Below are 24,343 nucleotides of genomic sequence, written 5' to 3' on the forward strand. Positions count from 1 at the left end.
CCAGAACCATTGCGACTTATTCGGCAGCCGCCAGCGCATCAATGATGCTCCGTTCCGTGATAGCCCCCTTGGGCCGGCACTTTGCCGCGGAAGATCCAATAGCTATAGGCGGTATAACCGAGGATGATGGGGATCAGGAACAGGACGCCCACCAGGAGAAATCCCTGCGTCTCCGACGGCGCCGCCGCCTGCCAGATGCTGATCTCCGGCGGGATGATGTTCGGCCACAGGCTGATCGCCAGGCCGATATAGGACAGCAGAAAGAGGCATAATGTGAGGATGAAGGGCTGGACCTCGCGCTGCAGCCTGATGGCGCGCCAGAGCGCCAGGGCGACCGCCAGTACCAGGATCGGCACCGGCGAGAGCAGGACGAGATTGGGCATCGAAAACCAGCGCTCGGCGATCGCCGGATGCTGCAGTGGCGTCCACAGACTGACCGCGGCCACGAAAAGCAGCAGCAGTAAACCAAGCACCGGCATGGTTCGGAACATGCGTTCCTGAAGGTCGCCCTCCGATTTCATAATCATCCAGCTGCACCCCAATGCGGCATAGCCAATGACAAGGGCCAAGCCGGTGAAAATTGCGAACGGCGACAACCAGTCGAAGGCGCCGCCGGCATATTGCCGGTCAACGATCGTGAAGCCCTGGATGAAGGCACCCAAAGCCGCACCCTGAACGAAAGCGGCAATAGTTGAACTGGTGGCGAAAGCGACATCCCAGGCGGGGCGTGTCCGGTTCGATTTGAAGCGGAATTCGAAGGCAACGCCACGGAAGATCAAGGCGATCAACATCAGGATCAAAGGCAAATAGAGCGCTGGGAGGATCGTCGCATAAGCGAGCGGGAAGGCGGCGAAGAGCCCGGTTCCACCCAAAACCATCCAGGTTTCGTTGCCGTCCCAGATCGGCGCCACCGAATTCATCATGATATCGCGATCCTCTTTCCCGCGCATGAAGGGAAAGAGGATGCCGATACCAAGGTCGAAGCCATCCATCACCACATACATGAAGACAGCGAAAGCGATGATGATGGCCCATAACAACGGCAGGTCGATGCCGAAGGAATGACCGTCCATGGCTATTCTCCTGCTTCCAAAGAATCTAAGGCCGCGGAAATAGGTCGCATCGGCTGCTGCGGCTGACCCGGCCCGCCCGTCTGTGGCTGGTCGGCGAGCTGTGGCACCGGTCCCGTTGCCATCATCCTCAGCAGGTAATAGACGCCGACACCGAAAACGATGAGATAGGCCGCCAGAAACAAGCCGAGCGAAATGGCGACATGTACGGCCTGCACCGAGGACACCGCATTGGCGGTGCGCAACTGCCCATAGACCACCCAGGGCTGGCGGCCAACTTCGGTGGTAACCCAGCCGGACAGCACGGCGAGAAAGCCGCTCGGCCCCATCATCAAGGCGAAAGTATGGAACCATCTGGTTTCGTAGAGGCGTCGGCGCCAACGCAAAACCAGGCTGGTTAATCCCAGCAGCATCATTGTAACGCCAATCGCCACCATCAAGCGGAACGACCAGAAGATGATCGATGCATTCGGCCGTTCGTCCGCCGGCCATTCCTTCAGCCCGCGCAAAGTCCCGTTCCATTCATGCGTCAGGATGAGACTGCCAAGGCGCGGAACTTCAACCGCCCATTTTGTCTCCTCCCGCTGCATGTCGGGCAGACCGAAGAGCAGCAGCGGCGCGCCCTGGCTGGTTTCCCAATGGCCTTCCATCGCGGCGATCTTGGCGGGCTGATGCTCCAGTGTGTTGAGGCCGTGCATGTCGCCGGCCAGGATCTGGATCGGAGCGACGAAGGCCGCCATCCACATCGCCATCGAAAACATCACCCGTGCGGCATCCAACTGGCGGGCATTGTCGCGCGACCGGCGATACAGCAGATGCCACGCACCGACCGCGCCGACCGCAAAGGCCGTCGTCAGATAAGCGGCCAGGGTCATATGTACCAGGCGATAAGGAAAGGACGGGTTAAAGATGACCGCCAGCCAGCTGGCCGGCTGGAACCGGCCATCAACAATCTCATAGCCGCTTGGCGTCTGCATCCAGCTATTGGCCGAGAGTATCCAGAAAGCGGAAAACAGCGTGCCGATTGCCACCATGCAGGTGGCGAAGAAATGCAGGCCACGCCCCACGCGGTCCCAGCCAAACAGCATAATGCCGAGAAATCCGGCCTCGAGGAAAAAGGCCGTCAGCACTTCATAGGACAGCAGGGGACCGAGTATGTTTCCGGCGCTATCCGAAAGTCGGCTCCAATTGGTGCCGAACTGGTAGCTCATGACCACACCGGATACGACGCCCATGCCGAAGGATACGGCGAATATTTTCGACCAGAATCGATAGAGGTCGCGATAGACCCGCCGGTCGGTCTTCAGCCAAAGTCCTTCCAGAACAGCGAGGTAACTAGCCAAGCCAATGGTGAAGGAGGGAAAGAGGATATGGAATGAGATGGTGAAGGCGAATTGCAGGCGCGCCAGAAGAACGGCATCGAGTTCCATCAATCAAGCTCCCTTGAGGCCACCCATGCTTGATCTGCTCGGCAATCAAAGCATGCACAGTGCTTAGCACCGGGGTCAAGGCAGCTTCGAGCATGCCGGATGACGCGCATCAACTTGCCGCTGCGTCAATTCGGGGCATTGACCGTTGGGGTAGTACCTGACCGGGCGATGATATATAAGGGACCTCCCGATATTTCCGCCGGGAACGGACGGCCATCGGAGCCATGGATGAGACGATGACCGAGTATCCCGAGAGAATCGACCGGTTGCGGAAATACTGGGAAAATCTGGCCGGCGGCCAAGCGCCCGAGCGGCACCAGGTCGACCCTGCGGCCATTACCGACTTGTTACCCTATTTGCTGCTGGTCGAGATCGAGCCGGATCCTTTCCGGGTACGGTATCGGCTGACCGGCACGATTGTCGACCAGATGACGGGCATGAATATTTCAGGTCGGTATCTCGACGAATTCGCTGTCGGCATCTATGCCGAGTCGGTGAATCAGTTGCAGCAGGATTATGCCAAATGTCACGCCAGCGGCCGCGCCACGGTCAATACCTATCACTGGCCGACCGGCGAAGGTTACTTCCTGCATGTGTGCTATGGGCTGTTTCCCTTGACCATCGGCGGTGAGATTCAGCAATGCCTCTCGATCGAGGATTATGGCGAACTGACGTATGATTCCAAGATCGCGGACTGGTCGGTGCCGTTAAAGAAAAAGTGAGCCCACGCCTCGTATCTCATTACGATCACTATCGTTTTGCACCAGAAAGATGCAAATTGACGAGAGACCGGCTCAGCAATTTCGTAGATGCAATTGCAGGCGCTCTCCGGTAATGTGCGCCGGCGCAAGGCAGCTGTGACCGAACCCGGCTGCTATTAACCGCAAGCATCTTCGAGACAATTTTTGCGCGCGCAACGCCGCACGGCGTTGCCGCACTGTATTTCGCCCATTTCACTTGCGTTGGCTCCGGTAGAGTCCGCGTATTGCTTGCGGCCTCACCGGTGGTATAGGCGCGCGCAAAAGAGGAGAGGAACATGACGCCACACAAATTCAAGATCGGGCAAACAGTCATTTTTACCCCGAACATGAATCACGCCTCGACCTCGCGCGGGAGCTATCAGATCGTTCGATTGCTGCCCAGCGAGACGGCGGATTGTCAGTACCGTATCAAGAGCTCCAAGGATGGGCAAGAACGCGTGGTCCGCGAAAGCGAGCTTTCCTGACGATTTGGCGAAGGGCAAGGAGGAGGTGCAATGGCGCTAAAACCAAATTATGGCCAGCAGCGCGCTGACCGCAACCGAGCAAAACAAGAAAAGAAAGATCGGAAGCTCCGCGAACAACAAGAACAAACGGCGCTGCGCAAGGCGACAAAAAAGCCCGGCGCCGACGCTGCGGAACAGAAAGACTGATCCGCGATAGAACCACCAGATGGCGCAGTGATATCTATGCCGCAAGGTGATTGAGGAGATGGTATGTCCCGCAAAAAGCCGAAGACAAAAGATAGCCCGCTTTTGTCTTTCGATATTATCTATGAGGACGGGTCACGCAGTTCCAACCGCAAAATCCACAGCGACGAACTGGATTATACCAACGAGTTGGCGTCAGCTAAAGCGGCTCTGGAAGCCCAAGACCGAAAAATTTCCGAATTATCCGGGCGTCCCCGTCCCGCCATCAAGTCTTTGATGCGCTCCAACGCCTGATACGAGAATGCGGCACTCGCACAATTGCGAGTGCCGCGCCACGCTTTTCAGTTTCTTAGCGATCTTGCAATTGCATCGAAGCCGGCGAGCAGCAAATGATCGATCGCATCGTCGGCCGGCAAGGGCTGCGACGACAATTTGGCGATCACCATTTCCGAGGCCGGATCGACATAGATCCATTGGCCGTGAATGCCGATGGCACAGTAGGCATTCGTCTCATTTCCGACCATGTACCACTTGCTGCGATAGCGTCCCTGCGGCAGGAACTTCGCCATCGATCCCTTCTGCCAGGCGACCGGGTCGCCATTTTGCAGAATATCCTTGACCCAGCCAGCCGGTACGATCTGCTTGCCACCGATCGCACCGCCCAGCCGCATCAATTCGCCGAAGCGCGCGAGATCACGCAGGGTGATGCAGATGCCGCCAGCGGTGCGCGGTGCACCGAAACGGTCCACCGTGACATAGGCGTCATATTCCGCGCCCATTTTTTGCCAGATATGTTCCGATAGCAGCGCGGTGAAAGGCCGGTTCGCTGCCCGCTCAATCAGCCACCCCAGGAGATCCGAATTCGGCGACACGTAATAGAATCTTTCGCCATGGGGATGGCGGTCGCGCGGCAGGCTGGAGAGGAAGTTTCGCAGATCATTAAGGCGTGCCGGATCGTAAATCGGGTTCCAGCCGGTTGCATCGCGATACCGCGCGAAGGGGCCATCGACATTGAGATAGTCTTCGACGAAATCGATGCTGACCGTCATGTCCAGGACATGGCGCACCGTGCAATCGCCATAGGCCGACTTGGCTACTTCCGGAATGTAGCGCGTTACGGGGACGTCGGGATCCAGTTGTCCCTTTTCGACCAAAATTCCCGCCAATGTGCCGCTCACGGATTTGCTGACGGAAAAGACGATATGCGGCTCGCTTTCAGTGAAGCCGTTGAAATAATTCTCGGCGACGATTTGGCCGCGCTGCAGCACAATGAATCCGTCTGTTGTGCTTTCTTCCAGCATTTGTGCAAGCGTCCGGTCGCGGCCATCGGGACCGCGGAACCCTACATCGCCCAGCTTGCGATTGCCGGCGGGAAGAGCCAAGGGAGCACCTGTGCCACGCCGGATATTGGCTGTCGGCAGGATCTCCCGCACATGATGGAAAGCCCACCGATTGAAAGGCGGGCGGCGCCAGTTTTCCAGCGAGACTTGTTGCTCGGCGGGTGACGGAAAACCGGTCATCAGTTTTTGCGCTGTCACAATGCATCCTCGATCTATTTGAGAAACGAACGGCGTTGTGGCTCTAGTCATAGCACCCGGCGCCAATCACCGGTATGCTTATATGCCGGCGGCGACAACGCCAGGATGTGAGCCTAGCCGCGGGTATTCGCCGGCGAAAAGCGCGCGCTCGGATGCCAGCCCATCTCCAACCACATCGAAGAAAGCGCGCACGCGTGCGGTACGGCGCAAATCGCTATGGGTTACGATCCACAACTCGCGCATTAGTTCGGAGATCGGTGCAGCGATAGCGCGCTGCAGCTCGGAATCGGGATCGGCCAGATAGCAAGGCAAGACCGCCAAGCCGATGCCGGCTTTTGCTGCCATGAACTGGTTAACTAGGCTGTTCGAACGATAGACCCATGCTGTTGGCGTGACGAGTGCCGCCAACCATTCGGATGCCGGAATGCCATTGGCATCTGCACTCCAGCCGATCATCGGCATATCGGCGAGCTTGGCCGGGTTTTCAAATGGCGACCGGCTGGTGAGAAGTGCTGGCGCGCCGTAAACCGCCCAGGCGATGTCGGCCAGTTTGCGACCGAAAAGATCTCCTTCTCTTGGCCGGGCCGGCCGCAGGGCGATATCGGCTTCCCGTCGTGACAGGCTGAGGACGCGATTATCGACGGTCAGTTCCACGACAATGCCCGGATGCATCTGCCTAAACCGAGCGAAATGGCCGGTCACCAGCCGAGAGGCAAGCGTATCGGAACTGGTGACGCGAAGCTGGCCGGTCAGGCGATGATCACGACCGGCAATCTCACGACCGAGCGAAGCCGTCTCGGTTTCGATCCGTTCCGCCGCTTCCGCCACGCGCTCGCCCGCAGCGGTCGGGAGATAAACGCCCCCGGGAAGGCGTTCGAAGAGGCGGACGCCATTCGCTCCTCGGCAGTATTCAGCCGCCGAAAGGCCGTTGAATGGTTGATGCCGAGCCCCTGTGCGGCCCCGGTCAGCGAACCGCTGCGGGAAATTGCCAGGATCAGGCGAAAATCATTCCAGTCGTCCATCTCTTATCTATTTGCATATTTGCAAGTACAATTTACGAAATAACAAATTTTATTGCAAAATTGTAAGCCATATCTTGGTCTCCGTCACGCTTCATCATTAGGAGACCGCGATATGAAACTCTATTACAGCCCCGGCACCTGTTCTTTTGCAGCGCATATCATCGCCCACGAACTCGACCTTGATCTGGACCTGGAGAAAGTTGACCTCAAAAGCAAGATCACTGCCGGTGGCGCCGATTACAGTGCCATTAACCCGAAAGGCTATGTTCCTGCCCTGGAGATCGACCAGGGCATCCTGCTGACGGAAGGTCCGGCGGTGCTGCAATATCTGGCGGCACAACGACCGGAGCGAAACCTGCTACCCGCCGAAGGAAGGATTGAGCGATATCGAGTCCTGGAATGGCTGGGCTTCATCAACAGCGAGCTGCATAAAAGCTTCACCCCGCTCTGGCACGCCGAAAGCGCCAGCGCGACCAAGGATACGGCGCGCGAGATACTTGCCCGGCGTTTCCGATATCTCGACCACCATCTGTCGACACATCGTTATCTGTTGGGGAACGCATTTACCCTGCCCGATGCCTATTGCTTTACCGTCGTCAATTGGAGCAATTACCTCGCGCTCGATCTGGCGCCCTATCCCAATCTGCAGCGCTATATGAACGAGATTGAAACCCGCCCTGCCGTGGAAGCAGCCATGGCGGCCGAAGGCTTGAAAAAAGCGGCATAGTGACGATCAAGCCATGAGCCAGCTCCGCCTAATCAGCCATCCGCTCTGCCCCTATGTGCAGCGCGTGGCCATCGCTTTGATGGAAAAACACATCCCCTATGAATGCGACTATATCGACCTCGCCGAGAAACCGGCTTGGTTCAGCGCGCTATCACCGCTCGGCAAGGTACCGCTGCTGCAATTGGCCGACAGTACGGTCCTGTTCGAATCCGCCGTGATTTGCGATTACCTGGAAGAGGCCTTCCCGCGCTCGCTGCATCCTGACGATCCTGCGAGCCGCGCCCGGGAACGGGCCTGGATCGAATTTGGCTCCGCGGTTCTTGCTACCATCTGGGGATTGGAGACAGCGCAGAATGCCGAGACCTTGCGGTGCAAAGCTGAAGAGTTGCGTATGAAATTCGACCAGGTCGAGCAGGTTCTGGATGGCGGCCCCTGGTTTGCCGGCAGCCGTTTCGGTCTGGTCGATGCTGCCTTCGGCCCGGTCTTTCGCTATTTCGATGTCTTCGACACGATCGTCGATCTTGGCATTTTCGACGGCTTGGGCAAGCTTCGTCGCTGGCGGGAACATCTGTCACAACGACCGAGCATTCAACAAGCCGTTGTACCGGATTATGCCGATCGCCTGCGCCGCTTTCTCGCCGGGCACGGCGCCTATCTGCACCATATAGCGGCACATAACCGGCAAAAGGTTTGCTCATGAACATGACGGTTGCTTGGATAATGCTGGTGGCCGCGGGTCTTCTCGATGTGCTCTGGGCGGTGTCGTTGAAATATGCCGAAGGCTTCAGCAAGCCCGGCTGGAGCCTTCTGTCTTTGCTGCTGTTGGGTGGCCTTGTCTTGCTTCTGGGCCGTAGCCTGCTGGTCTTGCCGGTCGGCACGGCCTATGCCGTCTGGACCGGTATCGGCGCCGCCGGGACCGTCATGATTGGAATTGTCCTGTTCGGTGAAGGAATCGATCCAATGCGCCTGTTCTGGATCGGTTTGATCGTGATGGGCACGATCGGCCTGAAAATCGGAACAGCCTGAGGGCCTGACATGATAAGGCGGACTGAAATATCAATCCGCCCTCCTCCTGGCTGCAGGCTGGGCGCCTTTGACGCCGCGACCTGCGTCCTGGATCTCCGCGGCACTGCCTTCCAGGCCTATTTTGCCGGCTGTTCGCCGGCATTGGTTCCGAAAACCACGCCTCGCGCCTCCTTGCCCAAGGCAGTCAGCACAATGACGACGACGGCAACAACGCCGGCAACCAAAGCCAAAGCGAAGGCATAATTGTTATTGTTGCTCTCAGCCAGTCCTGCCTGGAAGGTCGCATTGACGGAAGCCAACAGATTGCCAAGCTGATAGGCAACGCCCGGGAATGTGCCGCGGATTTCATCTGGCGACAGCTCGTTCAGATGAACCGGGATGACGCCCCAGGCGCCTTGGACTGCGACCTGCATCAGGAAAGCGCCGACCGCGAGCAGAACCGGCGTCGAGGAATAGGCCCAAAGCGGGATCACCGGCAAAGCGAGAGCCGACGCAATGATGATCGCCTTCCGGCGACCGATCTTCTCTGATAAAGCGCCGAAACCGAGCCCGCCGATAATCGCGCCGATATTATAGACAATGGCGATCAAGCTCACCGTCTGGGTCGAGAATTCATGCTGGACCTCAAGGAAGGTGGGATAGAGATCTTGCGTGCCGTGACTGAAGAAGTTGAAGGCCGTCATCAGCAGGACCGCATAGATCAGCAGGCCGAATTCGCGGCGAACAACGGTCAGCACGCTTGGCCGCGACTTAAGATGTTGTCGCGCCACGAAGGCTGGAGATTCATCGACATGACGGCGAATATAAAAAATGAGCAGGGCCGGCAACGCACCGATCATGAACATGCCCCGCCAGCCAATATGATCAAAAAGCAGGCCGAACACCACCGATGCCAGCAGATATCCCGTCGGGTAGCCCGCCTGCAATACGCCAGAGATGATTCCACGCGTTTTCGGCGGGATGGTTTCCATGGTCAGAGACGCCCCCACGCCCCATTCGCCACCCATGGCTATTCCGTAAAGGGCGCGGAGCACCAAGAGGACCGTCAGACTGGGTGCAAAACCGGAAACGAATTCAAGGACGGAATAGAGCAGCACGTCGGCCATGAGAGTCGGCCGCCGCCCGAAGCGGTCCGCTGCGAGGCCAAACAGCAAAGCGCCGACCGGGCGCATCGCCAATGTCAGGGTGATGGCGAAGGCGGCCGACTTCACATCGGTGTTGAACTCTGTCGCGATATGCTTCAGCACGAAGACCATGATGAAGAAATCGAAGGCATCCAGGGTCCAGCCGAGATAGCTGGCCACGACGGCACTGCGTTGCTTTGCGGTAAGGGAGCGCAGGTCAGACAAGAGAGACACGTCAGACTCCTGACAACTGAACGATCGAAACGGGAAAGTGCAGTAGATTTACAGCCGGGATAAGAGCGGCAAGTCTAGCGTAGTAACAATCAACTGCAAGCGATCATCCGTCATCATCCACCGTTGCCGGCGATGAGACTCTGCTATGGCAGCGCCGGTGCACGACGAAAGAAATCTCGGCGAGTGGATCAATTCCGACCGTGACTCTCGTCAGGTCGTGGAGCGCGGCCGGCGCGGCGTCAGGGCTGCCTCTTCGACATGAATGCGCCAAGCGAGCAGCAGGGCATTGGCGATGGAAAAGATCACCGCCAGCGGCCAGGCGCCAAGCGCCAGCGGCAAAAGGGCGATTTCCAGCACGACCAGCACATAATTAGGATGCTGGCAGAAGCGATAGGGACCGCGCCTCACCAAAGGCGGCGCCTCTGCCGGAATGATCACACGCGTCGTCCAAAAGCTGCCAAGGCTGGCCAGGATCCAGACACGGAAAGCCTGCAAGACGAGATAAGCGCCAACAGCCCAAAGCTGCAGCTCCACATCACCCGACAGCACCCAAAGCCACAAGGCTATGAGCCAGGCGCCATGCAGCAAGACGATCAGCGGGTAATGACCGGCACCCACTTCAGTAGCGCCAGCGGTGCGGAGCCGCCTGGTGTTGTAATTGGCATAGACCAACTCGGCGCCGCGCTGGATCGTCACAAACAGCAGCAGGAGAATGGCCCAGAGAATGGCGCCCTCCATCGCCATATCAGGCCTCGATCAGCTGAAACGCAGCCGTGAAGCCGGGTCCCAGCGCCGACATCAGATATCGTCCCGATAGGCCGCCGGCCAACATACGCTGTAGGACGAAGAGTACTGTCACGGCCGACATATTGCCGTATTCCCGCAGGATCTCGCGGGCGGCCGCCAGGTTGCCGCGTGGAAGATCGAGGCAGTCTTCCAGAGCATCAAGCACCTTCATGCCGCCTGGATGGCAAATGAAGCCGTCAAGATCGGACCGTTCCAGTTTGTGATGTGCGAGGAAGCCGGCAATCGCCGCTGCTAATTCCTGCCGGACGATCGTCGGGATATCGCGGGAGAAGATGACACCTAATCCATCATCACAGACATTCCACCCCATCACATCCAGCGAATCCGGCCAGGTATGGAGACCCGCGGGCCCGAGACGTGGTCCCCGTGACCCCGGGCGACCGAGTACCATTGCCGCCGCACCATCGCCAAACAAAGCCGCCGCGATGATATTGCTGTTGGACATGTCGCCCTGGCGGAAGGTGAGGCCGCAAAGCTCGACCGCCAGGAAGAGGACGTCACCCTCCGTCTGCAACCGCGCCAAGGTTGCGGCATGGCCGAGACCGACGACACCGCCACCGCAGCCCAGCCCGAAAATTGGCAGACGCTGGACATGGCTGGGCAGATTAAGGCGATTCAAGATCAGCGCATCGAGACTGGGAGTCGCGATACCCGTGGTTGATGCGACGACGATGGCCGCGATATCCTTCGCTTGGCGGCCAGCTTTCATCAATGCTTCTGACGCCGCCCGCTCCAGCAAGTCGACAGCATGATCGATATATAGCTGATTGCGCTCCTGCCAGCCGTGCGGCTCGCGATACCAATCGAGAGGTACGCAGGAAAAGCGTTGGGAAATGCCGGCGTTCTGGAAAACCGGCATCAGCCGCTCGATATTCGATCGTCGCTGGTCGAACAGCTCCGGCGCCATCATTTCGACATCGCCTTGGAGCAGGCGATGAGGCGGTACGCTGGTCGCAATGGAGAGAATGGTCGGATCAGCGTCCAACCGGGATTCGAGAATGACCCTGTCCTGGTCATCCGCACGGTATACCTTGGGGGATCTGTCCCTAAATTGATCGATCAGAGTCATATGGCACACTGCGTTTTGCGGCCGTGGCCGCGGGCTAAAACAAGGTCCGTGGGATTAAGACGACAGCGCAGCACCGATTATTCTATCATCCGCAAAGAATTTGTCGGCGGAAAAAGCTTCGTCAGCGATTGGAATAAATATCGAATTAACGTAGTCAAGTATGCGGGGTGCAGGTCCGCACCGTAACCTCCTGAAAATAGGGCGAGCATCAACCGCAACGACGAAATGGGAATACGGTTCGCGGATTCATCCATGCACGATAGCTCGACGCTCATACTGCCCGCACCTTCCACCCGCCTCTGGCTCGGCTTCAGCGCAATGTGCCTGGGGCTGTTCATGGCCGTTCTCGACATCCAGATCGTCGCCACCTCGCTGCCCGATATCCAGACCGGTCTTGGCATGAGGCCGGAGGATATGAGCTGGATACAAACGGCGTATCTGATCGCGGAAGTGATTTCCATTTCTCTGACCGGCTGGCTCACGCGGTTGCTCGGCTTGCGGACCCTCTGTCTGGCGGCAATCGCGGGCTTCACCCTGACCTCTCTCGGCTGCGCCTTCAGCACTGGCCTTGCGAGCCTGATTGCCTGTCGTATCGTGCAGGGGCTTACCGGCGGCTGTCTTATCCCATTGGTCTTTTCCGCGGTTTTCCTGATCTTTCCGTTTCGCCTTCAAGGTCTCGCCACCACCATCGCCGGCACCCTGGCCGTCTTTGCACCAACCATCGGTCCGTTGGTCGGTGGATGGATCACCGACACCTATTCGTGGCACTGGCTTTTTCTCATCAATCTCGCACCGGGCGTGCTGGTGCTGGCTGTCGTCATGACATGCCTGCCGGGCCGTATCGGAGTCGAACAGCCCTTACAGAAACTTGACTGGATCGCCCTCGCACTGATCGCGGCCACCTTGGCCAGCCTGGAGATCGGCCTCAAGCGGGCCCCGGATCATGGCTGGTTGTCGCTCCAACCGATCATGCTCTTCCTGATCGTGATTTCCTGCGGCTCGCTGTTCATCTTCCGCACCTGGCTTGCCGAAAATCGCATCGTCGATCTCCGCCTGCTGGCCGACCGCCGATTTTCAATCGGTTGTGCGCTCAGCTTCATTCTCGGTTTCGGCCTCTACGGCTCCGTCTATCTGATGCCGGTTTTCCTTTCTCTGGTGCGCCTGCATTCGGCTTTTGAGATCGGCCAGATCATGCTGGTTTCCGGTGTTGCCCAACTCCTTGTGGCACCGGTAGCGGTGGCGCTTGAGCGACGTTTCGATGCGCGTCTGCTGAGCAGTATCGGCTTTGCGATTTTCGCCGTCGGCCTCGGTTTCAGCTACTACGCCACCTGGGAAACCGATTTCGCCGGCATGTTCTGGCCCCAAGTCATTCGCGGCGGAGCGATCATGTTCTGCCTGCTGCCCCCAACGCGGCTAGCGCTCAACCATCTGCCGGCCAGCCGGGTGCCCGATGCCAGCGCGCTCTTCAATCTGTTGCGCAACCTCGGCGGGGCAATCGGGCTTGCTTTGATCGACACGGTGATCTGGGGTCGGACCCCGATACATGTCCAGCATTTTGTCAGCCGCCTGCTGGCAGGCGATGCCAACGCCGCCCGCCTCGTCGGACTGCCGACCGACCGCTTCGTCGGCAAACCGATCGCAGCTCCGGATGAAGCAACCCAGGAACTGGTACGGCCGCTGGTGGAACGGGCGGGCCTGGTTGCCGCCATCAACGATGCCTGGATGATGCTCGGCCTGCTAACCTTGATTGGTGTCGTCCTTGCCCTGTTTCTGCTGAAGCGAAAGCCCGCCAGCAGCGGTAACTGATTGCCAGAGCGACGCGAGACCATTACCGTGCCCTGAAATTCATCACAGCAATTGGATTGGCGTCGATGTCGCGCACCGTCTTGTTGACCGGCTTTGAACCCTTTGGCGGCCTGACTTTCAATCCCGCTTTGGAAATTGCCAAGGCGCTCCACGGCGCCGGCATTGATGATTTGCGGATCCATAGTGAAATCCTCCCGGTGACTTTCGAAGGTCACGCTGCGCGGCTTGAAAAATCGATCCGCGAGACAGCACCTGTTCTGGTCCTCAGCCTCGGCCTTTATGGCGGGGAGGACATGATCCGCCTGGAGCGGATCGGCCTCAATCTCGCAGATTTCGATCTTGCGGATAATGCGGGACTGAAATTGCGTTCGAGCCCGATCGAGCCGTCCGGTCCGGCCGCACGTATAGCGACCCTGCCTTGCGATGCGATTCAGCGGGCGCTTCTGGCAAGCGGCATCCCAGCCCGCCTGTCCAACACCGCGGGTGCCTATCTTTGCAACGCCACCTTGTATTCTGCGCTGCGCATCTGCGCTGACCAATCGCAAAAGCCCCGCTGCGGTTTCATTCATTTGCCCTATGCCACGCAGCAAGTTGCAGCGATGCTGATAGAAGAAAAGCCTGACGAGCTCACCTTGATCTCACCGGATTCGATCCTGCCATCTCTGCCCCTCGATTTGATGATCGAGGCCGTAAAAATCGCCATTCGGACCGGCCTGACCGCGCAATGAAACGCGAAAGATCCAAGCGGTCTGCGTCACCGGACTCTTGGGTCAGTCCGTTGTCGGCATAGCTGAATGTGGTAGCTGGCCAAGCCACATAAGTAATGTCTTGCCAAATCCAGTCCGCCTGCGGCTATCATGGGCCTTCGTCATCAGGCGATGTGCAAGTCTCGCGCATGTGATCTCTTTTCATGGGAGCGATCATGGCCCAGAATTTCTGCGACATCTGTGGTGTTCGGCCGGCAACCGTACGCGTTGCCGTCGTACAGAACGGACGGCAACGGCAACTCGACGTCTGCGACTTCCATTACACACAATTGACCCGGCACCAGCGCCAGATATCTCCCTTCGAAGCATTATTCGGCAGCGGTGTTCTCAGTGACCTGCTGAATGAATCCCCCGCTGGGGACCCCGCTTTGCCACGTCGCGGCACACGTCCAGGCGACCAGCAAGGGATCAATCTGGAACAGCATTTCAGCGCGAAGGCGAAAGAAATCCTGCAGCGCGCAGCCGAGCGCGCCACCCAGTTCGGCAAGCGCGATGTCGATAGCGAGCACCTGCTCTACGAACTGACGGAAAGCGATATCGTTCGATCTATTCTCCAGCAATTCAAGATTTCGCCGGAGGATTTGCGCGGCTATATCGAGCAGAATGCGCAGAAAGGCGAAGCGGAAAATACCGCCCGCGTCGCCTCGATCGGCATCTCGCCCCGCGTCAAGAGCGCGCTGGACCAGGCTTTCCTGAGCTCCCGCGAAATGGGGCACAACTATGTCGGCCCGGAACATCTGTTGATCGGTTTGGCCTCGGTACCGGACAGTTTCGCTGGCAACTTGCTTGGCAAATACGGATTGACACCGCAGGCCTTGCGGCAACAAACGGTGCGGATTGTCGGCAAAGGCGCCGAAGAAGGCCAGATCAACACGCCCACCAATACGCCGACGCTTGATAAATATAGCCGCGATCTGACGAAGCTGGCGCGCGATGGCAAGCTCGATCCTGTGATCGGGCGGTCGAAAGAGGTGGAGACCACGGTGGAAATTCTCGCCCGGCGCAAGAAGAACAATCCTGTTCTGATCGGCGAACCCGGCGTTGGCAAAACCGCGATTGTCGAAGGATTGGCGCAGCGCATCATCGGTGGTGATGTGCCCGAGGTGCTGCGTAATAAGCGGCTGATCGAATTGAACATCAATTCCCTTGTTGCCGGCGCCAAATTCCGCGGTGAATTCGAGGAACGCGTCAAACAGGTGATGGATGAGATCACCGCGCAGCGCGACGGCTTGGTGCTGTTCATCGATGAGGTTCACACCATTGTCGGCGCAGGCCAGGGAGGCGGCGAAGGTGGCCTCGATATCGCCAATGTCTTCAAACCGGCCATGGCGCGCGGCGAGATGAATTTGATCGGCGCCACAACGCTCAACGAATATCAGAAATACATTGAAAAGGACTCGGCGCTTGAGCGTCGCTTCCAGCCGGTTTTCGTCGTCGAACCGACCATCGAACAGACGATCAATATCCTGCGCGGGCTGCGCGACCGCCTGGAAGCACATCACAAGGTCACGATTCTGGACGAAGCCCTGGTGGGGGCGGCGGAACTTTCCGATCGTTATATCAGCGGCCGTTTCCTGCCCGACAAAGCCATCGACTTGATCGATCAGGCGGCGGCCCGGGTCCGTCTGTCGACTACATCACGGCCATTGGAGATCCAGGAGCTGGAAGCCGAGATCGCCCAGCTGAATCGCGAGCAGGCCTATGTCAGCGCCCGAAAGCGGTTCGACCGTGCCAAGAACTTTGAGGAACAGATTACGGCCAAGACCAAAGACCTTGTTGAGATGACGGAAAAGTGGAAACAGAAAATCGGTACCAGCACGGCCGAGGTGTCTTTATCGGATGTGGCCGAGATCGTCTCCAAATTGAGCGGCATCCCCGTTGCGGATCTGACCGAGGAGGAAAAAGCCAAGCTGCTTAAGATGGAGGAGCGGCTGCATGAGCGGGTGATCGGCCAGGAGGAGGCGATCCGAGCGGTCAGCGATGCGATCCGTTTGTCCCGGGCCGGCTTGCAGCAAGGCGACCGCCCAATCGCTACCTTCCTTTTTCTGGGTCCAACCGGGGTTGGCAAAACCGAATTGGCCAAGGCTTTGGCGGAGGTTGTCTTCGGCGACGAGGATGCCGTTTTGCGGATCGATATGAGCGAATATATGGAGCGGCATGCCGTCGCCCGTCTGATCGGCGCGCCGCCAGGTTATGTCGGCTATGATGAAGGCGGACAACTGACGGAACGCGTCCGACGCCGCCCTTACAGTGTCATTCTGCTCGATGAGATCGAGAAGGCGCATGCGGATGTCTATAATGTTCTGCTTCAAGTCTTCGATGACGGCCGTCTCACCGATGGGAAAGGCCGTGTAGTGGACTTCACCAACACGCTGATCATCGCCACCAGCAACCTCGCTTCCGATGTCATCGTGCAGGGACGCCGGCCGCCCGGCTTCATCACCCGGGACGATCGCGAGGGAGATACACGTGGCCAAGTGATGTCGGCCCTGCGTCAGCATTTCCGCCCGGAATTTCTCAATCGCATCGATGAGATCATCATCTTTCATGCGCTCGACAGGGAACAGATTAAAGAAATCGTCCAATTGCAGTTGGAGCGGGTCCGCAAACTGGCCCGCTCCCAGGATATCGATCTCAGTTTCGACGGCAGTCTCGTCGATTATCTGGCCGAAGAAGGATATCAGCCGGAATTCGGTGCGCGTGAATTGAAACGCCAGATACGGCAACTTCTGGAAAGCAAATTGGCCAAGTCCATGCTGCGGGGGGAGGTCACCGAAGGCAGCAGTGTCCGTTGCACCTATGACCAGCAAAAACGGGAGGTCGCCTTCTCCGTCACGGCACCGCAACCGAAGCCAGAGGATGAAGTACCCCAGACGGACACCGTCGAGCGCAAGAAGAAGAAAGTCGCCGCAACTGGAGACAATGTCTCGGATGCAGCAGCGGGCCGCAAGCCGAATTCGTCTGACAACGAGCCGGCGGCTGTGTAGTCTTGCACCATGCATGTGCGTCCGCCGGGAGAGCGGCGGAAGCGATGGTTAACGTCCGAAACGGTACTGGGGAAGCGAGATTGCGGACGTTAGAGCCCAGAGCGGGGCGTGCAGCCTCTTGTTTTTGCGCATCATCTATGGATGCTTCCCTTCTAGCGTGAGTTGCGTGCCCACTTATAAGCGGGAGGTGGGAGAGGTCGAATTTAAAAACAATTCAGGAGCCTCTGCTATGTCACGAGCAACGAATCAACGCATGGGCCAGCGGCTTGGCATGTATGCCCTGGTCATCAATGACGAACTCAATCAGCAGTCAGCGCTGGGACGAGCAATCCGTTCACTAGTGGAAGAGCTTCGCGAGCGCGATGTAGACATTGTAGAAGCGGTAACCGTGGATGACGCCCGCGCGATTGCGGCTTCCGATACAGCGATCCAATGCGTGCTGCTCGACTGGGATATCAAGGAGGACAAGAACCACACCGATGTCACGGCACTTCTGGGCCATATCCGGGCGAGAAACTCCAAGGTCCCTATCTTTTTGACGACCGATCGCAGCACAGCGTCGAAAATCCCGACCCAGGCCATGCAGGAGGCCGATGATTTCATCTGGCTCCTGGAAGATACAACGGATTTTGTCGCCGGTCGCATCGTTGCCGCCATGCAGCGTTATCGCGAACAGGTTTTGCCGCCCATGTTCCGCGCCCTGGCACGGTTCTCGCGTGTCTATGAATATTCCTGGCATACGCCGGGTCATACCGGTGGCACCGCCTTCCTGAAGGCGCCGGCGGGTCGCGCTTTTTTCGAATTTTTCGGCGAAAGCCTGTTTCGTTCCGATTTGTCGATTTCAGTAGGCCAGCTTGGCTCTCTGTTGGACCATTCCGGCCCGATCGGTGAAGGCGAGCGTTATGCGGCCCGCGTCTTCGGTGCCCATCGCAGCTATACTGTGACCAATGGGTCGTCGACCTCGAACCGCGTCATCCTCATGGCCAGCGTGACCCGCGACCAGGTGGCGCTTTGCGACCGCAACTGCCACAAATCGGTCGAACATGCGATGACGCTCTCCGGCGCCATACCCACCTATCTGGTGCCGACCCGCAACAAGCTTGGCATTATCGGCCCGATCCCACCGGAACGGCTGACAGCTGAAGCGCTCAAACGGGCGATCTCCAGCAATCCGTTGGTCCGCAAGGACGTCGACCCGACCCCGGTACACACCGTCATCACCAATTCAACCTATGACGGGCTATGCTATAACGTGACCCGGGTCGAGGAGATCCTCGGCGCGTCGGTCGACCGCCTGCATTTCGACGAAGCGTGGTACGGCTATGCCCGGTTCAATCCCATCTATCGCGATCGTTTCGGCATGCATGGGGATCCTAAGGATCACAAGCCGGACGGCCCGACGGTTTTCACCACCCAGTCGACGCACAAACTGCTTGCCGCCTTGTCCCAAGCCTCCTTCATTCATATACGCGACGGCCGGCGTCCGATCGATCATGGACGCTTCAACGAAGCCTTCATGATGCATGCTTCCACATCGCCGCAATATGCCATTATCGCGTCGAACGATGTCAGCGCGGCAATGATGGATGATTCAGGTGAGGCCTTGACCACCGAATCGATCCGCGAAGCCGTAGCCTTCCGCCAGATGCTGGCGCGACTATACGCGGAGTTCACCAAGAAGAACGACTGGTTCTTCGATGCCTGGCAGCCGGAGAGCGTCAAGGATCCCGCGTCCAAAAAGAAAGTTTCTTTCCATGAGGCGGAAGAAGATCATCTGGTGAGTGATCCCAATTGCTGGATTTTGCGGCCGAATGAAGACTGGCACGGCTTCGGGGATCTCGAAGACGGCTATTGCATGTTGGATCCCATCAAAGTCTCGATCCTGACACCAGGGGCGACGCCAAGTGGAGGCATCGGGAAAGACGGCATTCCAGCAACGGTCCTGACCGCCTATCTGGGACAGCAGGGAATCGTGGTCGAAAAGACAACGGACTTCACGATCCTGTTCCTGTTCTCGCTTGGTGTCACCAAGGGGAAATGGGGCACGCTCGTCAATGCCCTGCTTGATTTCAAACGCGATTACGATGCCAACGCCCCTTTGGAACAGGTCCTGCCCGGTCTTGTTGCGTCATACCCGGCCACCTATCGCGACATGGGATTACGCGATCTTGCCAGCTCGATGTTCGCCGCCATGAAGAAGGTGCGCACCACCGAATTCATGGCCAAGGGTTTTGCAACGCTGCCGACCCCCGATCTTAGCCCCGTAGAGGCCTATGAGCAGTTGGTGAGGGGCAATGTCGAGCAGGTGACATTGGACGAAATGGTGGGCCGCACCGTGGCTACCGGTGTTGTTCCTTATCCGCCCGGTATTCCCTTGATGATGCCGGGGGAAAATGCCGGGCCGGCGGATGGCCCGTTGCTCGGCTATCTTAAATCGTTGGAGGCCTTTGACCATCTCTTCCCCGGCTTCACCCACGACACCCACGGTGTCGAAGTGGAAGACGGCAAATATCGGGTCTATTGCGTCAAAGGCGGTAAAAGGAAATGAGTTCAATCGGCGTGCGGGACTAATGCCGCCCGCACGCCGATCATATCACAGGCTGCGCGCAACGTAACTGACAGCGCGGCGCACCACCGGCGGCTTATCGCTGCGATGGAAACCAGCCACCCGTTCGATGATCTGCTGATCGTGAACCGTTAGCCGGTCCAGCATCCGAAGATGCTGCAGCCAGCTATCGACGGTATAGATCTCCTCCCAGATTTCGGGCCTATTGACATCGCGATAGAGCGCCCAGCGCGTCGCACCATTGCGCAACCTCACCCGGCGGAGATCGCGTACCGCCCGCAGGAATGCCCGGTGCTGGTCCTGATTTATCGTGTATTCGATCATGACGAGCACCGCGCCGCGTCGCATGTCCAGCCCGCCCGCGACCCTTTCAGGTTCTGCTGGAGCCGGCCGTGCCGCGCTGACATCGAAGGCCGTCAATTCCGGCAATTTCAGGCGATAAGCAAAAACCGCGATTATCACCATAGCCGCGCCGGATACCAGGAACGCTTCCTGCAACCCGAACAGATCGGCGACCACACCCCATAGGAACGATCCCAGACTGAGGCCGCCATAAAGGGTCGTTTGGTAGAGTGCGAGGGCGCGTGCTTTCACCCATTCCGGCACAAGGACCTGGACTGCCGTATTATAAGTCGACAGAGCGGCGATCCAGGCGCCCCCGGCAATGATCAGAGCCGGCACCAGCACGACCAGATAGGTGGCGAGCCCGGCCGTCAGCAAGACAAGCCCAAAGACCGCGCCGCCAAGGCTGATGAGTGCGCTGCTGCCAAGAATTTGCCGCGCATAGCCTACCTGGGTACTGCCAAGAATGGCGCCCAAGCCAAGTGATCCGAGCAGCACTCCGTAAACCAGTGAGCCGCCATCCAGCAGCCGATGTGCCAAGAGCGGCAGCAGCGCCCAAATCGAACTGGCCGTCAGGCCAAAGAAAAACGACCGGATCATGACGAGGCGGGTGACGCTGGAATAGCGCGCGAAGCGCAACGCCGCGACCATGCCTTCGTAGAGGCGCTCCGGTGGCAGATGCCATTGATGAGGTGGGCGTCGCCACCGCCACAAGGCCCACAACAGGCCGATATAGGCCAGTGTATTGGCGCAGAATACCCAGCCTGGCCCCAGCCCGGCTAGCATGAGACCGCCGATCGCGGGTCCCACGGCACGCGCGACATTGTAGTTGACGCTGTTCAGCAGCACCGCATCGGCTACCATGGTCTTGGGAACCTGCTCGCCCACAGCGGCCTGCCAGGCCGGAACGGTCACTGCGCTGCCGAGGGATACCCAGAAGGTCAGCAGGATGAGCCAGAAGGGATTAAGGAGATGCAGGAAGGACATCGCGGTGAGGACGATGCTGCCCAGCATCTCGATCGATTGGCCGATCAGCATGATCCGGCGCCGGTCGTAATTATCGGCGAGAACGCCGGCTGCGATCGACAGCATCACCAGTGGGAGAGACGCGGCCACTTGGATCATGGCGACTGTCGTCGAGCTGGCATGACTGGAGGTGACGATCCAGGCCGCCGCGACGGATTGCGCCCAAGTGCAGAGGTTGGCGAAAAGATCGGTAATCCAGATGAGACGAAAGGCTTCGATCGTCAGCGGTGCCCAGCTCGACTGCCACTTCCTCGGCTTTTGCGCAATCGGTGCCGCCTCCGGATTGTCCTGCTTCAGATCCTGTTTCGGTGAGACGGATTGCAGCATCGGCCACCTAATGGAACGCAATCTATCATCAAGTGGATTTCTTCAATCTCGCAGGATGGCGCTGGAAAAGGCCGACGATGCCCTGTCGGAACAGCAAGACACAGACGACGAAGACCAGGCCCTGGATGACCGTCACCCAGGCACCCAAGGGCGCCAGATAATTTTCCATGGCGACGATAACAAAGGCACCGACGACCGGCCCCAAAATCGTTCCCATGCCGCCGACCAGCACGATCAGGATGACCTCGCCCGACATCATCCAATGCACATCGGTCAGCGATGCCAGCTGGAAAACGATCACCTTGGTGGCGCCCGCCAAACCAGCCAGCGCGGCCGACAGGACGAAAACCAGCAATTTGTATTGCGACGCACGATATCCCAGGGAGATCGCCCTTGATTCGTTATCGCGAATGGCTTTCAACACCTGGCCGAAGGGTGAATGGACAATGCGGAAAATCATCCAGAATCCGCCGAGAAAAATCAACGCCACGACATGATAAAGCGCCAGATCATTGGCGAGGTTGATAACGCCGAAAAGATTGCCGCGCGGAACAGATTGAATGCCATCTTCGCCGCCGGTGAAGCCTGCTTGCAGGGCAAAGAAATAGATCATCTGCGCCAGAGCCAGGGTGATCATGGCAAAATAAATTCCCTGACGACGGATAGCTAAAGCGCCAAAGATCAGGCCAAGTAGAGCGGCTGCAGATGTGCCCAAAAGAATACACAGTTCCGGCGGCCATCCCCAGATCTTCGCGGCATGGGCACAGACGTAGCTCGCCATGCCGAAATACGCGGCATGACCGAATGAGAGCAGACCGCCATAGCCGAGCAGGAGGTTGAAGGCGCAGGCGAAAAGCGCGAAGCACAGCACCTTCATCAGGAATATCGGATAGAGAATGTGAGGCCCAATCACCAGCAAAGCGATTAGAATGAGGAAGCTGCGCGTATATCTCGTCACACGCGCCTCCCAAAGAGACCAGCCGGCTTCAACAGCAGGACGATGGCCATGATGATGAAGATAACGGTCGAGGATGCTTCGGGATAAAGGAGCTTGGTCAATCCTTCGATCAAGCCGAGGGCAAAGCCCGTCACGATGGACCCTGCAATCGATCCCATGCCACCGATCACCACGACAGCGAAAACGGTGATGATCATGTCGGCGCCCATATTGGGATTGACCGAATAGATGGGTGCCGCCATGACACCGGCGAGGGCGGCCAGCCCGACGCCACCGCCATAGGTGAGTGTGATCAGACGCGGAACATTAATACCGAAAGCCTGAACCAAGGTCGGATTCTCGGTTGCGGCCCGCAGATAGGCGCCAAGCTTGGTCTTCTCGACCAGCCACGTAGCGAGGCAGACCGATAGCGATAGCAGGATCACCCAAAGCCGGTAATTCGGCAGGAACATGAAGCCTAGATTCTGACCGCCGGCCAAGGTCAGCGGGATTCCGTAAGGCAGACCCGACACACCATATCGGATGCGGAATAGCCCCTGAATGATCAAGGCGAGGCCGAAAGTCAGAAGCAGGCCATAAAGATGGTCGAGGTGATGCAGCCGGGAAATCAACAGACGCTCCAGCACCAGGCCGAATATGCCCACCAGAACCGGCACCAGCAGCAATGCCCACCAATAGCCGACCCCAAAATAGCTCAGCAGCATCCAGGTCAGAAAGGCTCCCATCATATACTGCGCCCCGTGAGCGAAGTTGATGATGTTCAGCAAGCCGAAAATGATCGCCAATCCCAGACTGAGCAAGGCATAGAACGAGCCGTTGATCAGCCCCAGAAGGAGCTGACCGAACAAGGCCTGGGATGGGATGCCGAGAATCGTGAACATGCGCTTTGTCGAGTGTTACTTGACGAGCGGGCATCCGCCTTCATTGAGCGGTCGGAAGGCCTCTGCGGCAGGAATGGTCGCCAGCAGTTTGTAGTAATCCCAGTCTCCCTTCGATTCCTCGGGCTTCTTCACTTCAAAGAGATACATGTCGTGGGTGACACGGCCATCGATTCTGACCTGCCCCTTGCCGAATAGCGGATCATCGGTTGGCATCTCTTTCATTTTCGCCATGACGACCGACGCATCCTTGCTGTTGGTCGCCTCGATCGCTTTGAGATAATGCAGGACACTCGCATAGACGCCTGCATGGACCATGCTCGGCATCTTTCCGTCGCTTCTTTCGGCGAAACGCTTGGACCAGGCCCGCGTCGCGTCATTCAAATCCCAATAAAACGCCTCGGTGAGTACCAGCCCCTGAGCCACTTGCAGACCGAGCGCGTGGATATCAGTGATGAAAATGAGCAATCCGGCGAGCTTCTGGCCGCCCTGGGTAATGCCGAATTCCGCCGCCTGCTTGATGGTGTTGATGGTGTCACCGCCGGCATTGGCTAGACCGATCACCTTGGCGCCGGAGGCTTGCGCCTGCAACAGAAAGGATGAAAAGTCGCTACCGGGAAAGGGATGCTTGACCGAGCCGAGCACCTTACCGCCGGACTTTTCCACAAGTGCCGTCGTGTCGCGCTCCAGCGCATGGCCGAAGGCATAATCCGCCGTGATGAAGAACCAGGTGTCGCCGCCTTGCTTCACCATGGCACCGCCCGTGCCGTTGGCGAGGGCCCAGGTATCATAGGTCCAATGAATCGTATTGGGCGAGCATTGCTTCCCGGTCAGATCCGCGGCACCTGCCCCGGAATCGATGAAGATCTTGTTCTTCTCGCGTGTCACTTGTGAAACCGCAAGGGCGACCGAGGATGTGGGCACGTCGAAAATGGCATCGACACCCTCCTGATCATACCATTGCCGCGCAATGCTCGACCCCACATCGGGCTTATTCTGGTGATCGGCTGAGACGATATTCACCCTGATCCCCTTATCTGTCGCTTTGAAATCTTCAACGGCCATGCGGGCGGCGATGACGGAACCTTCGCCAGAGAGATCGGCATAGACGCCGGAGCGATCATTGAGAATGCCGATTTTGACATCTATCTCGGCGCGAGCACCCGTCGTAAATGCGCCGGCAAAAAGGCCGGCTAACAAGATCGCACTCAATTTCATGCCAATCCTCCCT

At 58.2% G+C, this 24,343-nt stretch carries 23 protein-coding genes; 11 read left to right on the forward strand and 12 right to left on the reverse strand.

Annotated elements, in window-relative coordinates:
• Positions 1-38: 38 nt before the first annotated feature.
• Positions 39-1,073: a cytochrome d ubiquinol oxidase subunit II gene (gene cydB, locus SMD27_RS01110; protein ID WP_320506496.1), complete on the reverse strand. Its 1,035-nt coding sequence runs from the start codon at positions 1,071-1,073 to the stop codon at positions 39-41.
• A 2-nt stretch (positions 1,074-1,075) separates the two neighbouring features.
• On the reverse strand, positions 1,076-2,500 hold the full coding sequence (locus SMD27_RS01115; RefSeq protein WP_320506497.1) for a cytochrome ubiquinol oxidase subunit I: 1,425 nt from the start codon (positions 2,498-2,500) through the stop codon (positions 1,076-1,078).
• A gap of 236 nt (positions 2,501-2,736) precedes the next feature.
• Between SMD27_RS01115 and SMD27_RS01120 the strand changes: the two genes are divergently transcribed.
• The 4 genes from SMD27_RS01120 to SMD27_RS01135 all read left to right on the forward strand — a co-directional run bounded on the left by SMD27_RS01120 (position 2,737) and on the right by SMD27_RS01135 (position 4,202).
• Positions 2,737-3,222 (forward strand): PAS domain-containing protein, encoded by a 486-nt coding sequence (locus SMD27_RS01120; protein ID WP_320506498.1) that lies wholly within the window; start codon positions 2,737-2,739, stop codon positions 3,220-3,222.
• Between the two features lie 314 nt (positions 3,223-3,536).
• On the forward strand, positions 3,537-3,725 hold the full coding sequence (locus SMD27_RS01125; RefSeq protein WP_320506499.1) for a hypothetical protein: 189 nt from the start codon (positions 3,537-3,539) through the stop codon (positions 3,723-3,725).
• 30 nt (positions 3,726-3,755) lie between these two features.
• Positions 3,756-3,911, forward strand: coding sequence for a hypothetical protein (locus tag SMD27_RS01130; RefSeq protein WP_320506500.1), 156 nt, complete (start codon positions 3,756-3,758; stop codon positions 3,909-3,911).
• A 63-nt stretch (positions 3,912-3,974) separates the two neighbouring features.
• Positions 3,975-4,202 (forward strand): hypothetical protein, encoded by a 228-nt coding sequence (locus SMD27_RS01135; protein WP_320506501.1) that lies wholly within the window; start codon positions 3,975-3,977, stop codon positions 4,200-4,202.
• 47 nt (positions 4,203-4,249) lie between these two features.
• On the opposite strand, the gene SMD27_RS01140 is transcribed toward SMD27_RS01135, so the two are convergent.
• The 3 genes from SMD27_RS01140 to SMD27_RS24095 all read right to left on the reverse strand — a co-directional run bounded on the left by SMD27_RS01140 (position 4,250) and on the right by SMD27_RS24095 (position 6,468).
• The gene (locus tag SMD27_RS01140) at positions 4,250-5,446 is read right to left on the reverse strand and encodes a serine hydrolase domain-containing protein (RefSeq protein WP_320506502.1); all 1,197 of its coding nucleotides are present in this window, start codon (positions 5,444-5,446) and stop codon (positions 4,250-4,252) included.
• Positions 5,447-5,524: 78 nt separating this feature from the next.
• Positions 5,525-6,274, reverse strand: a complete 750-nt coding sequence (locus SMD27_RS01145) for a LysR substrate-binding domain-containing protein (protein ID WP_320506503.1) — start codon at positions 6,272-6,274, stop codon at positions 5,525-5,527.
• On the reverse strand, positions 6,196-6,468 hold the full coding sequence (locus SMD27_RS24095; RefSeq protein WP_379990912.1) for a helix-turn-helix domain-containing protein: 273 nt from the start codon (positions 6,466-6,468) through the stop codon (positions 6,196-6,198). Before SMD27_RS24095 ends, SMD27_RS01145 begins: the two co-directional genes overlap by 79 nt.
• Positions 6,469-6,580: 112 nt before the next feature.
• On the opposite strand from SMD27_RS24095, the gene gstA reads away from it, so the two are divergent.
• The 3 genes from gstA to SMD27_RS01160 are packed head-to-tail and all read left to right on the forward strand — an operon-like array spanning position 6,581 to position 8,221.
• Positions 6,581-7,195 carry a glutathione transferase GstA gene (gene gstA, locus SMD27_RS01150; RefSeq protein ID WP_320506504.1) on the forward strand — a complete coding sequence of 205 codons (615 nt, stop codon included), beginning with the start codon at positions 6,581-6,583 and terminating at the stop codon, positions 7,193-7,195.
• A gap of 13 nt (positions 7,196-7,208) precedes the next feature.
• Positions 7,209-7,895, forward strand: coding sequence for a glutathione S-transferase family protein (locus SMD27_RS01155; protein ID WP_320506505.1), 687 nt, complete (start codon positions 7,209-7,211; stop codon positions 7,893-7,895).
• Between the two features lie 2 nt (positions 7,896-7,897).
• The gene (locus SMD27_RS01160) at positions 7,898-8,221 is read left to right on the forward strand and encodes a DMT family transporter (protein ID WP_320507527.1); all 324 of its coding nucleotides are present in this window, start codon (positions 7,898-7,900) and stop codon (positions 8,219-8,221) included.
• 116 nt (positions 8,222-8,337) lie between these two features.
• Here SMD27_RS01160 and SMD27_RS01165 read toward each other — a convergent pair whose 3' ends face one another.
• The 3 genes from SMD27_RS01165 to SMD27_RS01175 all read right to left on the reverse strand — a co-directional run bounded on the left by SMD27_RS01165 (position 8,338) and on the right by SMD27_RS01175 (position 11,371).
• Complete coding sequence (locus tag SMD27_RS01165; protein ID WP_320506506.1) at positions 8,338-9,579, reverse strand: MFS transporter; 1,242 nt, start codon at positions 9,577-9,579, stop codon at positions 8,338-8,340.
• A 210-nt stretch (positions 9,580-9,789) separates the two neighbouring features.
• The gene (locus SMD27_RS01170) at positions 9,790-10,323 is read right to left on the reverse strand and encodes an isoprenylcysteine carboxyl methyltransferase family protein (protein ID WP_320506507.1); all 534 of its coding nucleotides are present in this window, start codon (positions 10,321-10,323) and stop codon (positions 9,790-9,792) included.
• A gap of 1 nt (position 10,324) precedes the next feature.
• Positions 10,325-11,371 carry a type III polyketide synthase gene (locus SMD27_RS01175; RefSeq protein WP_320506508.1) on the reverse strand — a complete coding sequence of 349 codons (1,047 nt, stop codon included), beginning with the start codon at positions 11,369-11,371 and terminating at the stop codon, positions 10,325-10,327.
• A 336-nt stretch (positions 11,372-11,707) separates the two neighbouring features.
• Between SMD27_RS01175 and SMD27_RS01180 the strand changes: the two genes are divergently transcribed.
• From SMD27_RS01180 to SMD27_RS01195, 4 genes are all read left to right on the forward strand, one after another.
• Positions 11,708-13,261, forward strand: a complete 1,554-nt coding sequence (locus tag SMD27_RS01180) for a DHA2 family efflux MFS transporter permease subunit (protein WP_320506509.1) — start codon at positions 11,708-11,710, stop codon at positions 13,259-13,261.
• Positions 13,262-13,326: 65 nt separating this feature from the next.
• The gene (locus tag SMD27_RS01185; RefSeq protein ID WP_320506510.1) at positions 13,327-13,989 is read left to right on the forward strand and encodes a pyroglutamyl-peptidase I family protein; all 663 of its coding nucleotides are present in this window, start codon (positions 13,327-13,329) and stop codon (positions 13,987-13,989) included.
• 194 nt (positions 13,990-14,183) lie between these two features.
• Positions 14,184-17,015, forward strand: a complete 2,832-nt coding sequence (locus SMD27_RS01190) for an ATP-dependent Clp protease ATP-binding subunit (RefSeq protein ID WP_320506511.1) — start codon at positions 14,184-14,186, stop codon at positions 17,013-17,015.
• Positions 17,016-17,244: 229 nt separating this feature from the next.
• Complete coding sequence (locus tag SMD27_RS01195; RefSeq protein ID WP_320506512.1) at positions 17,245-19,563, forward strand: Orn/Lys/Arg family decarboxylase; 2,319 nt, start codon at positions 17,245-17,247, stop codon at positions 19,561-19,563.
• Between the two features lie 45 nt (positions 19,564-19,608).
• Here SMD27_RS01195 and SMD27_RS01200 read toward each other — a convergent pair whose 3' ends face one another.
• The 4 genes from SMD27_RS01200 to SMD27_RS01215 are packed head-to-tail and all read right to left on the reverse strand — an operon-like array spanning position 19,609 to position 24,330.
• Complete coding sequence (locus tag SMD27_RS01200; protein WP_320506513.1) at positions 19,609-21,276, reverse strand: MFS transporter; 1,668 nt, start codon at positions 21,274-21,276, stop codon at positions 19,609-19,611.
• A 28-nt stretch (positions 21,277-21,304) separates the two neighbouring features.
• A complete protein-coding gene (locus SMD27_RS01205; protein WP_320506514.1) occupies positions 21,305-22,234 on the reverse strand; it encodes a branched-chain amino acid ABC transporter permease in 930 nt (309 codons plus the stop codon).
• Entirely contained in the window at positions 22,231-23,115 is an 885-nt protein-coding gene (locus tag SMD27_RS01210) for a branched-chain amino acid ABC transporter permease (RefSeq protein WP_320506515.1), read from the reverse strand. Before SMD27_RS01210 ends, SMD27_RS01205 begins: the two co-directional genes overlap by 4 nt.
• Positions 23,116-23,130: 15 nt before the next feature.
• Entirely contained in the window at positions 23,131-24,330 is a 1,200-nt protein-coding gene (locus tag SMD27_RS01215; protein WP_320506516.1) for an ABC transporter substrate-binding protein, read from the reverse strand.
• Between the last annotated feature and the right edge of the window lie 13 nt (positions 24,331-24,343).

The organism is Dongia soli, assembly GCF_034044715.1.
In the GTDB taxonomy this organism is placed as follows: domain Bacteria; phylum Pseudomonadota; class Alphaproteobacteria; order Dongiales; family Dongiaceae; genus Dongia_B; species Dongia_B soli.

What these genes read in the sequence shown, in the direction of transcription:
- cydB (WP_320506496.1), bottom strand. Translation starts at nt 1,073, where the DNA reads ATGGACGGTCATTCCTTCGGCATCGACCTGCCGTTGTTATGGGCCATC.
- SMD27_RS01115 (WP_320506497.1), bottom strand. Translation starts at nt 2,500, where the DNA reads ATGGAACTCGATGCCGTTCTTCTGGCGCGCCTGCAATTCGCCTTCACC.
- SMD27_RS01120 (WP_320506498.1), top strand. Translation starts at nt 2,737, where the DNA reads ATGACCGAGTATCCCGAGAGAATCGACCGGTTGCGGAAATACTGGGAA.
- SMD27_RS01125 (WP_320506499.1), top strand. Translation starts at nt 3,537, where the DNA reads ATGACGCCACACAAATTCAAGATCGGGCAAACAGTCATTTTTACCCCG.
- SMD27_RS01130 (WP_320506500.1), top strand. Translation starts at nt 3,756, where the DNA reads ATGGCGCTAAAACCAAATTATGGCCAGCAGCGCGCTGACCGCAACCGA.
- SMD27_RS01135 (WP_320506501.1), top strand. Translation starts at nt 3,975, where the DNA reads ATGTCCCGCAAAAAGCCGAAGACAAAAGATAGCCCGCTTTTGTCTTTC.
- SMD27_RS24095 (WP_379990912.1), bottom strand. Translation starts at nt 6,468, where the DNA reads ATGGACGACTGGAATGATTTTCGCCTGATCCTGGCAATTTCCCGCAGC.
- gstA (WP_320506504.1), top strand. Translation starts at nt 6,581, where the DNA reads ATGAAACTCTATTACAGCCCCGGCACCTGTTCTTTTGCAGCGCATATC.
- SMD27_RS01155 (WP_320506505.1), top strand. Translation starts at nt 7,209, where the DNA reads ATGAGCCAGCTCCGCCTAATCAGCCATCCGCTCTGCCCCTATGTGCAG.
- SMD27_RS01160 (WP_320507527.1), top strand. Translation starts at nt 7,898, where the DNA reads ATGACGGTTGCTTGGATAATGCTGGTGGCCGCGGGTCTTCTCGATGTG.
- SMD27_RS01170 (WP_320506507.1), bottom strand. Translation starts at nt 10,323, where the DNA reads ATGGCGATGGAGGGCGCCATTCTCTGGGCCATTCTCCTGCTGCTGTTT.
- SMD27_RS01180 (WP_320506509.1), top strand. Translation starts at nt 11,708, where the DNA reads ATGCACGATAGCTCGACGCTCATACTGCCCGCACCTTCCACCCGCCTC.
- SMD27_RS01185 (WP_320506510.1), top strand. Translation starts at nt 13,327, where the DNA reads ATGTCGCGCACCGTCTTGTTGACCGGCTTTGAACCCTTTGGCGGCCTG.
- SMD27_RS01190 (WP_320506511.1), top strand. Translation starts at nt 14,184, where the DNA reads ATGGCCCAGAATTTCTGCGACATCTGTGGTGTTCGGCCGGCAACCGTA.
- SMD27_RS01195 (WP_320506512.1), top strand. Translation starts at nt 17,245, where the DNA reads ATGTCACGAGCAACGAATCAACGCATGGGCCAGCGGCTTGGCATGTAT.
- SMD27_RS01200 (WP_320506513.1), bottom strand. Translation starts at nt 21,276, where the DNA reads ATGCTGCAATCCGTCTCACCGAAACAGGATCTGAAGCAGGACAATCCG.
- SMD27_RS01210 (WP_320506515.1), bottom strand. Translation starts at nt 23,115, where the DNA reads ATGTTCACGATTCTCGGCATCCCATCCCAGGCCTTGTTCGGTCAGCTC.
- SMD27_RS01215 (WP_320506516.1), bottom strand. Translation starts at nt 24,330, where the DNA reads ATGAAATTGAGTGCGATCTTGTTAGCCGGCCTTTTTGCCGGCGCATTT.